At 35.8% G+C, this 14,836-nt stretch carries 14 protein-coding genes and 1 other RNA gene; 5 read left to right on the top strand and 10 right to left on the bottom strand.

Annotation, left to right across the window (positions count from 1 at the left end; all coding sequences use genetic code 11):
- Positions 1-57 precede the first annotated feature (57 nt).
- The 3 genes from aroQ to P176_RS0116070 form a co-directional block, all read right to left on the bottom strand.
- Complete coding sequence (aroQ, locus tag P176_RS0116080) at positions 58-474, bottom strand: type II 3-dehydroquinate dehydratase (protein WP_026755663.1); 417 nt, start codon at positions 472-474, stop codon at positions 58-60.
- Positions 475-553: 79 nt separating this feature from the next.
- Positions 554-1,165 carry an OmpW family outer membrane protein gene (locus tag P176_RS0116075; RefSeq protein WP_026755662.1) on the bottom strand — a complete coding sequence of 204 codons (612 nt, stop codon included), beginning with the start codon at positions 1,163-1,165 and terminating at the stop codon, positions 554-556.
- A 201-nt stretch (positions 1,166-1,366) separates the two neighbouring features.
- Positions 1,367-1,873, bottom strand: coding sequence for an outer membrane beta-barrel protein (locus tag P176_RS0116070; protein ID WP_026755661.1), 507 nt, complete (start codon positions 1,871-1,873; stop codon positions 1,367-1,369).
- Positions 1,874-2,831: 958 nt separating this feature from the next.
- Between P176_RS0116070 and P176_RS20745 the strand changes: the two genes are divergently transcribed.
- Positions 2,832-3,017, top strand: a complete 186-nt coding sequence (locus P176_RS20745) for a TM2 domain-containing protein (protein ID WP_231481277.1) — start codon at positions 2,832-2,834, stop codon at positions 3,015-3,017.
- Between the two features lie 101 nt (positions 3,018-3,118).
- Here P176_RS20745 and P176_RS0116060 read toward each other — a convergent pair whose 3' ends face one another.
- On the bottom strand, positions 3,119-3,643 hold the full coding sequence (locus P176_RS0116060; RefSeq protein ID WP_026755660.1) for a porin family protein: 525 nt from the start codon (positions 3,641-3,643) through the stop codon (positions 3,119-3,121).
- A gap of 69 nt (positions 3,644-3,712) precedes the next feature.
- Here P176_RS0116060 and xerA point away from each other — a divergent pair, with 69 nt between their 5' ends.
- Positions 3,713-4,627 carry a site-specific tyrosine recombinase/integron integrase gene (xerA, locus tag P176_RS0116055; protein WP_026755659.1) on the top strand — a complete coding sequence of 305 codons (915 nt, stop codon included), beginning with the start codon at positions 3,713-3,715 and terminating at the stop codon, positions 4,625-4,627.
- A gap of 8 nt (positions 4,628-4,635) precedes the next feature.
- Here the strand turns inward: xerA and P176_RS0116050 are convergent, their stop codons facing one another.
- The 6 genes from P176_RS0116050 to P176_RS0116030 form a co-directional block, all read right to left on the bottom strand.
- On the bottom strand, positions 4,636-5,520 hold the full coding sequence (locus P176_RS0116050) for a pentapeptide repeat-containing protein (RefSeq protein ID WP_026755658.1): 885 nt from the start codon (positions 5,518-5,520) through the stop codon (positions 4,636-4,638).
- Between the two features lie 76 nt (positions 5,521-5,596).
- Complete coding sequence (locus P176_RS0116045; protein WP_026755657.1) at positions 5,597-7,285, bottom strand: C1 family peptidase; 1,689 nt, start codon at positions 7,283-7,285, stop codon at positions 5,597-5,599.
- A 201-nt stretch (positions 7,286-7,486) separates the two neighbouring features.
- Positions 7,487-9,064, bottom strand: coding sequence for a ribonuclease Y (gene rny / locus P176_RS0116040; protein WP_026755656.1), 1,578 nt, complete (start codon positions 9,062-9,064; stop codon positions 7,487-7,489).
- Between the two features lie 122 nt (positions 9,065-9,186).
- A non-coding RNA gene (ssrS, locus tag P176_RS20295) (6S RNA) lies at positions 9,187-9,330 on the bottom strand.
- Between the two features lie 54 nt (positions 9,331-9,384).
- Positions 9,385-9,678 (bottom strand): cell division protein ZapA, encoded by a 294-nt coding sequence (locus P176_RS0116035; protein WP_026755655.1) that lies wholly within the window; start codon positions 9,676-9,678, stop codon positions 9,385-9,387.
- A gap of 20 nt (positions 9,679-9,698) precedes the next feature.
- Positions 9,699-9,989 (bottom strand): hypothetical protein, encoded by a 291-nt coding sequence (locus tag P176_RS0116030; RefSeq protein WP_026755654.1) that lies wholly within the window; start codon positions 9,987-9,989, stop codon positions 9,699-9,701.
- Between the two features lie 180 nt (positions 9,990-10,169).
- On the opposite strand from P176_RS0116030, the gene P176_RS0116025 reads away from it, so the two are divergent.
- From P176_RS0116025 to P176_RS0116015, 3 genes are all read left to right on the top strand, one after another.
- Positions 10,170-11,855 (top strand): M23 family metallopeptidase, encoded by a 1,686-nt coding sequence (locus P176_RS0116025; RefSeq protein WP_026755653.1) that lies wholly within the window; start codon positions 10,170-10,172, stop codon positions 11,853-11,855.
- Between the two features lie 11 nt (positions 11,856-11,866).
- On the top strand, positions 11,867-14,344 hold the full coding sequence (locus tag P176_RS0116020; protein WP_051605543.1) for a carboxypeptidase-like regulatory domain-containing protein: 2,478 nt from the start codon (positions 11,867-11,869) through the stop codon (positions 14,342-14,344).
- A 116-nt stretch (positions 14,345-14,460) separates the two neighbouring features.
- Positions 14,461-14,829, top strand: a complete 369-nt coding sequence (locus P176_RS0116015; protein WP_231481275.1) for a DUF2306 domain-containing protein — start codon at positions 14,461-14,463, stop codon at positions 14,827-14,829.
- Positions 14,830-14,836 lie beyond the last annotated feature (7 nt).

Genomic DNA, 14,836 nt, shown 5'->3' with positions numbered 1-14,836 from the left:
AATATAGCGTTATGGCGTAAAACAGCGTTTTCAAGATCTTTAGTTCATCTTTTATAATTATAGAAAACTATGAATGGCCAGTTCATAACTTTGTAACCCAAACCCCAAAATCACGCCTCTAGAGTTTGGAGAAATATATGAATGATGTCTAAACTCTTCTCTTGAGAATGTATTGGAAATATGAACCTCTACCACAGGAGTTTCGATGGCTTTAACGGCATCACCAATTCCAACAGACGTATGGGTATAAGCCGCTGCATTTAGAATAATACCATCATAGCTAAACCCTACTTCTTGAATTTTATCTATGAGTTCTCCTTCTATATTAGATTGAAAATGCTCAATCTTAACCTCTGGATATTTTTTAGCAACCGTCTCAAAAAAGTCTGTAAAAGACATGTTTCCGTAGATATTCGTTTCTCGCTTTCCTAATAGGTTTAGGTTGGGACCATTTATAATCATCAATTTCTTCATAAGCTAAAGATATTAAAAAATGAACATAAAAAAACCGAAGCATTAAAGCTTCGGTTTTTTTAAATTATTATTTTGTGTACTACAAAAAGAAAGAAAATCCTAAACCTACGCCAAGCGTGTTCGATTTATTTTCAAAATCGCTCTCTTCTTTATTTTTTAAATTTGCATTTAAATATTCCACACCAAGATTTAAAGCTACTGAGGTGTTAATAAAATAAGCGACTCCTCCTTGACCTTTAATTACTAAACCACTAAACTTGGTTATATCATCGTCAGATCCAGTAGATAAATACCCAACTCCAGCTCCTAAATATGGTCTAAAGCTGCCCTCTCCAAAAAAATAAGTTGCATTTGGAATTGCCGCAAAAGTAGTCCCTTTGAATTCAACATCAAGTCCATCAAATTCTTCTTCAGTTTTAGTGCTAGAAAATAAAAGATCTAATCCAATGGCTAAGTTATCCATAACAAAATAGTTTGCACTTGGGGTAATTGAAACTGTTGAAACTTTAGAATCAACACCAACATCTTGACCGTCAAATTCTGCTGTTGTTTTGTTAGCTGCAAAAGTAATGCCCGCATCTGCACCAAAGAACCAGGTACCTTTAGTTGTTTTACTTAAGTTCTCCTCTTGAGCACTTAAGTTTGTTAATCCAAAAACCGCAATTGCAGTCATAAATAATAGTTTTTTCATACCAAGTAGTGTTTTGTTAAGTTTATTTAGCGATAAAAGTAGATATGTTTTATAGTATTTTATAAAAGAAAAGCTGTTATATTAAATTTTAATATATTTAAAATAAAACAAGATAGATATTATTTAATAAGACAGTATTTCATAAAAAAACCGATAAAACATATATTTTATCGGTCGTAAATTCTTTAGATTAGAGGTGGATTAAAACCCAAATTCAACTCCTAGAGAAACAATGTCAAAAGATCCACCTTCAACACTTACTCCTCTGTAAGCAGCGACAATATCTAGTGATTCACTTACTCCATATTGCAGTTTAGGAGCATAATAAAATCCCCCATCATTACCATCGTTAATTCCTACTGCATATCCAATATCAGCGCCAATAGTGAATGACTCTGAAACATTAAATCTTCCCGCAGCTCCTATTGGAAGAAAACTAATATCTTGAGCCTCACTTTCAACTTCAAAGTCTCCGATAGAAACAGATTGATCTTCTCCAAAAGAATGAGAAAAACCTATAGCTGCGCCAGCCTCAAACTTATCAGAAACCTCCCACAAATAATTGACATCTAGTAAAACACTAAAAGTTGCAAAATCACCGGCATCACCGATTGGTAATCCCGCACTAGCACCTACATTAAATTCTTGCGCATTGACGTTAGTCAATCCAAATACTGCAATAGCAGCACATAACATTAATTTTTTCATAATAAAAGAGTTTTTAAAAATTGATTAGTGCAAACTAAAAACATTTTTTCCTGAAATGAAAGAAAAATCTCTAGGTTATTAACAATTTTATAAACATTTATCAATAAAGAGCTGAATATCAAAGATAAAAATACTAAGGTTATCAACAATTAAATACTAATGCCAAGTGCTAACTGAAATTATTTTTTAAAAAATTTAAAAGGTCTCTTCTTCTCTATTGAGATTGGTAACTGCTCTAAGCCCATTCTCACCATCACTAATATCTACAATGGCCGTATTGGTAACAATAGCACCTTTAGAGGTTACCGTAATCTTAATGATTGTTTTTTTGTGGATAGTGGCACCTCTAACAAATAAGGTATCTTGGTAACCTTATAATTACTCAAGAGTCTGTTATTATTGATATTAATAGAAATAATATCTCCATCTTCTTGACCTCCATCAAAAAACTTAAGGATTACCGTATCTGCTTTAGAAAAAACACTCGAATTTGAGATTTGAACAGTACATTGTTTTTGTCCTTATCTAGAATTTTTAAACCTTTTGCTTTCTCTTTTATACGGTCATGTACCTAACTTGATCTCTTTGTTAACCAGCTCACTTTTTCAACCCGTTTGTCTATATTCTCAACAGAATTCAAGTAAATCCTATCACTGATGCATTCTTGACTATCAGACTACAGAACCTTAAACCCGCTTTTAAAGTAAGGCGCCTTAACAATCTTACAAGAAATCTTTGCTGAATTCTAGACTTTGACAATGCCCACAAATTCACTGTTGTCTTGAACAAAAATGTGTATCGAAGTAAACACAAATAAACAGAGTAGGATATATCCTGATGTCAATGTTATTGCTACTATCCTTTAAAAATTATAAATCGGACGTAGATAAAATTAAAACTTTTACTTACGTTTTTGTTCTTTGTAACGGCTGTATCTTTTAGCTACGCGTCGTTTCCTGTGAAAAGAACTGCTGCAACAGTTATTGAAAATGTAGAGGCTTCTCAAAGTTCTGACATTAATGTTGCATCTGGTGAATTTTATTCTCCTGCGGCAAAAGCTGGAGACGACAAATGGGTAGCCGTTGCTCTATTGGTATTTCTTTGGCCTTTTGCAGCTCACAGATGGTATTTGGGCTTTAGTTGACTTAATCAATATCCTTACCGATAATTATTAAAAACTCACATTATTTAAGAAGCCCTCTACTTTAAAAGTGAGGGCTTTTTTTTGGTCTTATCTCAAGTCCACTAGTTAAACATATACCCAATACTCACTTGGAAGGTCCCTAAATTTGTATCAAATGTTTCATTACTTGCGAGGTTGGCAATACCAATATGATATCTTAATCCAAAAAGCAAACCAATATCAGGCAATTCGTAACCACCTCCTAGGGCTAAGCCAAAATCAAAGCCTTTGGTATTGGCATCTACCACCTCATCTGCCGAAACCCTTATACCAAACTGCGGACCAGCCTCTAAACTGAAGCCTTCTAGAACGTAATACTTTGCAACTCCAATAATTCTTATAAAGTTAGCATTAAGGTCTTCTGAACCCTCTCCAGAATAAAGCAATTCAGGTTGCACATGGAAGGTTTCACTTATGGGAATGTCAGCCAAGGCTCCAATATGGAAACTGGTTCGGCCATCAGCAATGACATCTCCTCCAAATTTAGAGAAGTTCACTCCTGCTTTTGCTCCAAATCGAACGTCTTGTGCCTGACTCATTAAAGACATAAATAATACTGTGGTTACTAATACAATGGATGTTTTCATTTTTTTGAGTTTTTAAAAATTTATATTTGTGATGATATTGGTTACACTATCCTAAAGAACAATCCTCATATGCTTTGGCCACAAGCTCTAAACGATTATAAATACTATCTCAAAATCGAAAGAGGTCTGTCTACAAACTCTGTGAACAATTATGAGTTTGATGTTCTTAAATTGATATCGTATTTAGAAAGAAATGTCATCACTAGTTCTCCAATAAAAATTGATCACGAGATCATTCAAGGGTTTATTTATGAGGTTTCAAAATCACTTAATGCCAGATCCAGAGCTCGCTTGATCTCTGGACTCCGCAGTTTTTTTGATTATTTAATATTTGAAGATTACAGGGAGACCAATCCTTTAGATTTGATAGAGTCGCCCAAAATTGGCAGAAAGCTACCAGATACCTTGAGCATTAAGGATATTGATCATTTGATTTCTGCTATAGATTTGACACGCACCTTTAATGGCGTAAATATTGGAGAACGTAACAGAACTATTTTAGAAACACTTTACAGTTGCGGACTTAGGGTGAGCGAACTCATCAACCTTAAAATATCTGATCTTTTTTTTGACGAAGGCTTTATCAAAGTCACTGGCAAAGGCGACAAACAGCGCTTTGTCCCTATTAATCATACCACTCAAAAATTGATATTAATTTGGATGGATATTAGAAAACACATGTCTATAGATGCTAAATATAATGACACGCTTTTTCTGAACAATAGGGGTAAGCAACTCACTAGGGCTATGATTTTTACGATAATCAAGAATTTAGCAAAAGCAATTAACCTCAATAAAACGATTTCTCCTCACACCTTTAGACATTCTTTTGCGACGCACTTATTAGAAAACGGCGCCGACCTTAGATCCATTCAACTCATGCTGGGTCACGAGAGCATTACCACTACCGAAATTTATATGCATTTAGACAGGTCGCATTTAAAAGATACACTTCTTAAATTTCATCCTAGAAAAGACAGCTGATAAACAGATTACTTTGAATAGGGTAGTTTTTGAGTTGAACTATCGATATCTGGCGTTTCAAAGAGAAAATAAGCATCCTTTAAATTTATAGATGATTTCACTTCAGCCTTATTAAAACGTACCATTCCTAAAAAACGAGCACTATTAAAATTGACTGTATGACTATTAGTGTTGACAAAATCAAAATCTTGAGCAAAAATCGCATAGCTAAATTCCGCTTTACCTTTAAATTCAGCATAATTAAAAAACACTTTACCCCTACAATCTATGAGGGTGAAATCTGCATACTTAAAAAACTTACCTGCACCAAATTGTAGTTCAGAATTAAACAATGCATTCTGAAAGCTAATTGCATCATAACATTCTACACTCATAAAATTACTTTTTTGATTGAAAAATGAATTTTGAAATCGCGCTGGCCCCTCAAAGATACAGCCATTAAAAAATGCATTTTCATGGCAGTTTAATTCTTCAAAGTTGCCTTCTACGCGAAAGGTGGATCTCGTGAAATCCGTTCTTCCATAGATGCTGCTTCCCCTAAAATTGACAGTGTCTTTAAAAATACAATTTATAAAAGATACGTTTCCTCCAAAACTAGCCAATACAGTACTTCCGTTTTGTATTGTTTTAAAAGCAGTGACTGGCTTATTAAAAATGCAGTTTTTAAAAGTGATTCCTGAATTGACCTTTACCTTATAAATACCTTCACTTATCAAATGCTTATCTAAAAATGAAGTAAAATCAATACGCTCATTAAACGTCTCATTTTCAAAATAAACAGGCTGATCATTCTTTATAAGGGCTTTCATACTCCTATTCTCTTTGGTTGGAGAATTTGGGGTTGCGCAAGACAATTGTATTAACGCAATCCATACCATAACAAATGGTTTCATACTTTTAGTTCTTATGATAATGCTTCAAGACCTATAAAAATTCACTAGCATAAGTCTTGAAGCATTAGAGATGAGATTACTTTTGTTTTCCGTAGTAGCTATCTTTAGACTGTTGGATATACTCGTTAATTTTAGTATCGATATGTCCGTTTTTAGTTTCTTTTTTAATAAATTCTAAGATTTCCTTTTGAGTATAGGCATTTTTAAAATCATCAGTTACTACTGTTTGATGACTATTAGTCTTCAAATTCTGAAAATTAGGCGCTTCGGAATTTAAAAATTTAAATTGGCTAGCGCCATCGGTGCTAATATTCACTTCTTGAGAAGATCTGGAACTGTATCCGTTTTCAAAATATTTCGGATCAATTGTTGTATAAAAGAGATTGTTCATTTCATCTTGTTCGTCAAATTTATCTTCAGCATCAGCAATCAACACCAAATAATAATATCCAGATAATTCAGGCATATAGTAGGATCTTACTTGGCTTTCCAATCCCCATGCCGTTTGAGTAAAACTAGAGCCCGAAGGAATAGAGAGATTAAAAACACAGTTATAAGCTGTTGGGCAATCGTACGTATTTGCAGCGATTGACGTATTAAATTGATCATAATAAATGACTCCGTAATCATTTGCATCAAATGCATTAAAATATATGTAGTAGATGGACCAATCAGAATTTGGCGACGCCGCTTGGTTTCCAATATTATAAATATTAAAATCAATTGCTCTTTCATTAGGGATACCACTAAACTGAGCTGTAGAATAATCTGCAAAAATCCAAGGCGCTACATCAACACCGCTTACATTTGGATCTGTATTATCTGGTGGCGTATTATCGCCACCCTCTTGATCTGAAGCAATAAACAGAGGTTTGTCGCCATCAAAGCTTGTACAAAATTCATTGATCATATAATTATAATCTATCCAAACATAGCCGTTATCTCCCCAAAAATCGCCCCATGAGTTGATCACCTTAAATGCACCATTAGCACCTTTTGAATCATCATATCCAGCAATAACCATGGCGTGGTAGGCGTGTTGACCAACATTGTTATAGGAGGTACTAGAAGACAAAACAACATCACTATTCCAGCTCATAAAATTATCTGCTAATTTAGCACCGAGAATAACAGGAATATTATTGGCTAAATTTTGCTTGATACTCTGAGTGCTCGCCTCTATTTTTCTCCAATACTGTATTTTATTTTCATTAGCCTCTGTCGTCCAATTAGATTGAACATTACTGCTAGAACAATCTCCCAACGTACTATAAGGAACGGTTTGCATCGTGGCTACCCCTCTATCCTGAAGTAGAGAAAGTGCATCTGAAAAATTAGTACCGCTACAATTTTGCCCCTTTTGATTATCAGGAATTGCAGTAAATAGATCTTTGGGACTAAATTGGTTACTAGGGGAAGCTAATTGTGATGTGGAAAACCCATTACTCATTCCGTTTAAAGCGGTCTTAATATTATAACCTACTGCCCAAGACACACATGTTCCATACTGACCTTGATCTCCTATTGGAGGAAATTTAGGAACCAGATCTACCGAAGAAGGTAAGTTGGTATTACCAAAACTAAAATTGGTTGATGCAGGAATAGCACCCAAATCATCTTGACCGTTCCAACCTAAAGCATATTCTAATTCAGGATCGGGATTGTCTGGTTCATTAGGATTGTTGGCGTCTTCATTGTCGCAACTGACACAAAAAATGAATTGTAAAGCGAGGGAAACCGACAGAAAGTAATTGAATCTTTTCATGATTAATGAATTAATAGTTAATGTTGAATGAAAATTTGTCTTTAATTTTCTTAAACATCGCAGTCTATTGAACATGTCATCATAAAAAAGTTCTCATTTCAAAAAAAAAGCAGAATCATTTTAATCAAGTCTGCTGAGAACAGCACAAAAAAAAATCCGGTACAATACCGGATTTTTATTGAACTTCTATAATTGATATTTCTATTTGGCGATGTTGACAGCTCTAGTTTCTCTAATAACGGTCACTTTAACCTGACCAGGATAAGTCATGTCTGTTTGAATTTTTTGAGAAATCTCAAATGATAATGTTGCCGCTCTCTCATCGGAAACCTTTTCGCTTTCTACCATAACACGCAACTCTCGTCCTGCTTGAATAGCATAAGCTTTGTTAACCCCACTAAAACCGAAAGCAACATCTTCCAAATCTTTCAATCTTTGAATGTAACTATCCAATACTTGGCGTCTTGCTCCTGGTCTTGCTCCTGAGATCGCATCACAAACCTGAACGATTGGCGATAACAAGGTGGTCATTTCAATTTCATCGTGGTGCGCTCCAATGGCGTTACAAACCTCAGGCTTTTCGCCATGTTTTTCAGCCCACTGCATTCCTAAAATAGCATGAGGTGTTTCCATGTCTGCTTCAGAAGAAGGCACTTTACCAATATCATGTAAAAGACCTGCACGTTTTGCTAGTTTAGGGTTAAGCCCTAATTCTGCAGCCATAACGCCGCAAAGTTTAGCAACTTCACGAGAGTGTTGCAGTAAATTTTGTCCGTAAGAAGAACGGTATTTCATACGCCCTACCATCTTAATCAATTCTGGGTGAAGCCCGTGAATACCAAGATCAATAACCGTACGTTTTCCAACTTCTACGATTTCTTGTTCGATTTGTTTTTGTGTTTTACCAACAATCTCCTCAATACGTGCTGGGTGAATTCTACCATCGGTCACTAATTTATGTAGGGACAATCTTGCAACTTCACGACGTACAGAATCAAAACAAGACAGAATAATAGCCTCTGGCGTATCATCAACAATAATTTCGACACCTGTAGCAGCTTCAATGGCACGAATATTTCGTCCTTCGCGACCAATGATTCGTCCCTTAACATCATCAGATTCAATATTAAATACAGACACACAGTTATCAATAGCCTCCTCGGTACCTATACGCTGAATGGTGTTGATGATAATTTTTCTAGCATCTTGTTGGGCGGTTAATTTCGCTTCTTCCAGCGTATCCTGAATGTAACTCATAGCATCGGTCTTAGCCTCGCTTTTAAGTGATTCTATCAACTGCGACTTAGCGTCTTCTGCAGATAGGCTTGAAATGACCTCAAGTTGCTTAATCTGGCTTTTATGCGCTTTATCAATTTCTTCTTTTTTCTTATCTAGATATTCTATTCTGAAATCGTAATCTTTATTTTTAGCTTCTAAACTTTGATTATTCTTTTTGTTTTTCGCTAATTCACTAGATAATTGAGACTCTTTATCTCTTATACGCTTTTCAGCATCGGCAATTTTTTTATCTCGGGAGTTAATGACTTTCTCATGCTCAGACTTCAACTCAATAAATTTCTCTTTTGCTTGTAATATTTTATCCTTTTTTAGCGATTCACCATCACTTTTGGCTTGTTTTAGAATGGAAGCTGCTTCATCTTTAGCACTCTGTATGAGTTTTGAAGCGTTATTTTTTTCTAATGTTTTGGCAATAATATAGCCTAGACCTATGCCTAGAACCAATCCTGCAACAATAAATGCAATTGTACTTATATCCATGATATTTAGTTAGTTATATTAAATCAAAGCTAGCAACGGTTGTTACTTAATTAATCAACAATGCGCTTTAAATTGTTGATTTTTTTATACAAAAAAGCCTACACCAGTTTAGAATTTTGCATAAACTCCTTAAAAACAAGTTTAGGGCTAACAAGCTGATCAAAAATCTGTCCTAAAAAAAAGTACCGAAACAAGTTCGATAGCTTATAATTGACAGCCCGATTTTACAACTTAAACTCACCCTTTTTAAAGAATTAACGTTGAGTTTATCAAATATAAATAACTAATGTAGGCAGTAACCTTTTTTATTTTAAAGAACGCTAAGCGGTTAAATGATCGTGAAGTAGCTGATTTAAAGACTCTAACTTTTGCTCTACTTCTTCACTTACATTTGCTTTATCTATTGTTTTTTGTTCTACTTGAGATGCAAATTGCAATGCGCACATTGCCAATACATCTTGTTTATCTCGAACAGAATAATTTTGCTCAAATTGACCAATCATTGCCTCAATTTTTTTTGCTGCGCTTCGCAGCCCTTCTTCTTGGCTTGGTGCTATCGTCAATGGATAAACCCTATTTGCTATAGATAGCTTTATTTTTAATGGATCTGCCATTGATTATGTTGTCTAAACTACTATTCAGATAATTGAGCAATACAATGATCAATATCTCTTATTAATGTGTTTATTTTGAGCTTTGTTTCTCTGTTATTATCGCTACTGCCAAGTAACGAATTTGCCATCTTGAGTGCATCGTATTTTTCAACCCAAGCATCTAACTGCTGTTGTTGTTCTAGACTTTTTAGCTCTTGATGTGCCAAATCCTTAGATAATCTATCGTTGGTTTGCTTTAAGACTTCCATCTTATGAAGCAACTTGCTGATTTTATTTTCTAGGGAATCAACAATATCCTCAATTTTACTCATGGGCAAATTTCAATACTGCAAAAACAAAGTTAACATACCTAATCAAAAATCACAATTGTTTTATCATAAAATTTGATTTATGCAGTTATTGAATTATGTATTGATCCAATCCCTTCTTTTATGCAATCGTCATTTTGAAGATAATATTGTTATTGATACTTTAGCAGTCTACTAAAATCTATGAAATACTTTCTATTACTTCTCCTTTGTTTTCAGTTTCATACTGCCCGAGCACAGTATCCACAAGATTATTTTAGGAGTCCGTTAGATATTGATTTGGTGCTTGCCGGCACATTTGGAGAATTGCGTTCCAATCATTTTCACTCTGGATTAGATATCAAGACCCAACAGCGTACTGGCTTAAATGTTTATGGCGTTGCAGATGGCTATGTAAGTAGAATTAACATTTCGCACTATGGTTACGGAAAAGCGCTTTATATCACACATCCAAATGGCTATGTGAGCGTCTACGCGCACCTTGACAAATTTTCACCTACCATTCAAAAATACATCAAGGATTGTCAATACCAAAAGGAAAGCTACGAGGTAGAGATGTTCCCTGCTCCTACTGAGCTTCCCATTTCAAAAGGAGACTTAGTGGCTATTTCTGGAAATACCGGAAGTTCTGGCGGACCCCATTTACATTTTGAAATACGTGATAATTCAGAGCGCCCAATAAATCCACTTCTTTTTGGCTATGACGTTGCCGATACGAAAGCACCTACCATTTCTTCAGTTTATGCCTATCCAAAAGACAGAAATGCTCACGTTAATCAATTAAAAACGAGAACAGAATTACGCTTGATCCCTAGTAACAATGGCGATTATTCTGTAGAACCAATTGAAGCACATGGAGACGTTGGTTTTGGGATTGAAAGTGTAGATCAACTGGATTATGCCCCCAACAAAAATGGTGTGAGCAATATTCAAACCTTCTTTAATGGTTTTAAGAATTTTGAAATAGACTTCAAGCGTTTTAGCTTTTCAGAAACCAAACATCTCAATCGCTATATTGATTACGAAATTTATAAAACAGATTACGATCGCATCCAAAAATTGTTTGTGCAACCCGGAAACAGCTTGAGTATGTTTCAAGATGTTCAAAATGAAGGCTATCTTAAAATCGAAGATAGCACAGACGCAGTGTACCGGGTTCGTGTTCAGGATTTTAAAGGCAATGAAACTTGGTTAAACATCCCAATTAAAGGAAAAGCACCAAAAGAGATTCTCGAAAACTATGAGCTCATGCCCAATCAATACATTAAGGCGAATGAAAATAACACACTAGAAGAAGGTAATATTTCCGTAAATTTTTATCCGGAGACTTTTTACGAAGATTTCCATATTGATTTTAGTGTAAGAAATGACACCCTAAGGTTGCATAAAGACGTGATTCCTTTAATGAAAAATTTCAGTATCCAGTTTGACATTAGTAATTATGCCGATGGAGACAAAAACAAATTGTTTATTGCACAGCTTCATGGTTACTATCAAAGACCAAGTTATCTCAACACAAAACGATTGGGCAATAAATTATCGGCACAGTCAAAAACCTTGGGTACTTTCGCCTTAGCTACAGATGATACAAGCCCAAAAATAACGCCTTCAAACTTTCGTGATGGCCAATGGCTAAGTAAATTTAATGAGCTTAAACTTAAAATTAGTGACGATCTTTCTGGCATTAGTAATTACCGTGCCACCATCAACGGCAAATGGATTCTCATGGAATATGAATACAAGAACAGTACGTTGACCTATAATTTTGACTATCAAATTAGCACCGATACCGAAAACAAATTCAAACTCATCGTTACCGATAATGTAGGAAATAGTTCTACATTTGAAGCGACCTTCTTTAGAAAGTAAACCCAACCATCTTGAAACAAGCACTTCACCTCTTCATTGTTCTCTTTTGCTTTTCTTTCTTCGGAAATGCGCAGCGTGCCACTATTAAAGGCGTTATTTTAGACGATGACCAAATGCCAATTGCCAATGCGAGCATCATTGCTGGCTTAACAGGAACCACTTCTAACGAGAATGGGTTTTATGAGTTAAAAATCCCCATAGATCAAGACATTACCGTTAGTTTTACACATATCTCCCACCAGAAGGTTGAAGCTGTTTTCAATCTCAAAAACGGTCAAACCATTGAGTTTAATCCTGTGATGAATAAACAGGTTGAGCAAATAGCCGCCGTAGTCATCAATACCAATACCCGTCAAAAAGTGGACGGCGTTACCACCATAGCTCCAGAAGTACTTCGTACCATTAAAGGCGCACAGCCCGGGGTTGAAAACATCTTAAAAACACTTCCAGGAGTTAATATTTCCAACGAATTAAGTACCCAATATTCGGTTCGTGGCGGAAATTTTGATGAAAATTTAGTCTATGTCAATGATATCGAAATCTATCGTCCTTTCTTGATTCGGTCAGGACAACAAGAAGGATTAAGCTTTGTCAATACCGATTTGGTTCAAAATGTTGAATTTTCAGCAGGTGGATTTCAAGCCAAGTATGGTGACAAACTCTCCTCTGTTTTAGACATTACTTATAGAACGCCTATTAATTTCGGCATACGTGCAGAAGCCAGTCTCTTAGGAGGAAGTATAGCTGCAGAAGCGGTGAGTAAGGATTCAAAATTTTCAGGTATTGTAGGACTGCGTTATCGGGATAATAGCTTATTTCTAAATTCTTTAGAAACTGAAACCAATGTGGTCCCCGTTTTTGCAGATGCACAAACCTATTTGACCTACAAGTTTAGTGATAAGTTTCACTTAAATTTCCTCGGAAACGTCTCGCTCAATAAATATAATTTTAAACCTCAGAATAGACAGACCAACTTTGGCACCATTGACGAGCCTGTAGCGCTTTTAGTGTTTTATGAAGGCCAAGAGAAAGACCGCTATTTCACGAATTTTGGGGCTTTTAAAGCAAATTATTTTGCTTCTGAAGATTTGACCTTGAAGTTGATTGCTTCTACCTATCACACTACCGAACAAGAGTATTTTGACATCTTGGCCCAATACCGTCTCGGTGAAGTGAACAGCAATATAGGTGACGAGAATTTAGGAGAAGTTGAATTTTCAGAAGGTATAGGTTCTCAATTTACGCACGCCCGAAATGATTTGGATGCCATTATCGTAAACGTGGAGCACAAAGGAGATTATAATTTAAAGGATGATAGTACCTTAGAGTGGTCTGTTAAATACACGCATGAAGATATTAGAGACCGTTTGATTGAATGGGAAGTGATTGATAGTGCCGGATTTTCGGTAAGACCTCCAATCTTTGACACCCCAAACAATCAACCTTATGAGCCTTTTGAAGGTCCGCTAGTGGCGTTTCAAAATGTACGCGCTACCAACGGTGTTCAAATTGACCGCCTGCAAGCCTATGCACAATGGAGCAAGCGAGATATGTTAGGAAACAATGAAGTGTTTTACAATGCAGGTGTTAGAGCACACCAATGGAATGTCAACAGTGATATCCCAAATGAAAACGGTGTGTCTTCAAGTAGCCAAATTGTGGTGAGCCCGAGAGCTCAGTTTGCTATAAAACCAGATTGGGAAAAAGACATGCTTTTTAGAATTGCTGGTGGGTTATATTATCAACCGCCTTTCTACAGAGAACTTAGGGATTCTTCGGGCATAGTACAACCAGACGTTAAAGCTCAAAAATCGGTACATCTTGTAGTTGGCAACGAGTATAGCTTTAAGCTTTGGGATAGACCATTCAAATTAGTATCAGAGGCTTATTATAAAAGTTTATCAGATGTGAATCCTTATACTTTAGAAAATGTCAGAATTCGGTACCGTGCGAGAAATAATGCCAAAGCCTATGCTTACGGTCTTGATTTAAGACTCAATGGTGAATTTGTGCCAGGCACCGAAAGTTGGTTCAGTTTTGGTTACCTCAAAACAGAAGAAAATATTGACGATCGTGGCTACATTTCTAGGCCAACAGACCAACGCTTAAAGTTTGGGATTCTCTTTCAAGATTATGTGCCCAACATTCCAGATCTTAAAATGTATCTCAATTTAGTGTACAATACTGGAGTTCCTGGTGGTTCACCGAGTTATGCCGATGTTTATGACTATCAAACCCGACTTAGAGATTACAGACGTGCCGATTTAGGCGTCTCTTACGTCTTGGTAGATCCTAATAAAACCTATACTCAAAGTTGGAAACAGTTTTTCAAGGAGCTCACACTTGGCGTAGAGATCTATAACATGTTTGATGCTCAAAATACAATTTCAAATACTTGGGTGCGTGACGTGTATAGTAAAAGACAATTTGCAATTCCCAACTATTTGACGCCCCGGGTATTTAATGTGCGCTTGAGCACAAGGTTTTAGGGCACTCGTTTCGCTTCAGAAGATTTGCAATTTTCTTTTCAGTGTTTTAGCTTGAAATGATTACATTTATTTAGAACCTTCAACTACATATAAGCAAGATGGATTATAAAACGCTTATGTTCATTCATCTGTATACGGTATTTCCTGCCTTTCTTTTGGGCACTATCAGTTTATTACTCAAAAAAGGAACACGATTTCACAAAACCATTGGAAGAATTTACATGGTGTTGATGTTATTTACAGCTGTAGTCACTTTATTTATGCGCGCCCATGTTGGCCCTACCCTTTTTAACCACTTCGGGTGGATTCACCTCTTTAGCTTTTTGACTATTTGGACGGTACCCACAGCCTATCTCGCCATTAAGAGAGGAGATGTTAAATCACACAAACGCAAAATGCTGTTGCTTTACTTTGGGGCAATTATTATAGCAGGAGGATTTACCTTTTTTCCTGGTCGTTATTTACATTCCGTATGCTTTGGGTAGCACTTAA

It is taken from the genome of Sediminibacter sp. Hel_I_10 (genome assembly GCF_000688335.1).
Classification (GTDB): domain Bacteria; phylum Bacteroidota; class Bacteroidia; order Flavobacteriales; family Flavobacteriaceae; genus Psychroserpens.
This window is presented reverse-complemented; position numbering and strand designations above follow the sequence as displayed.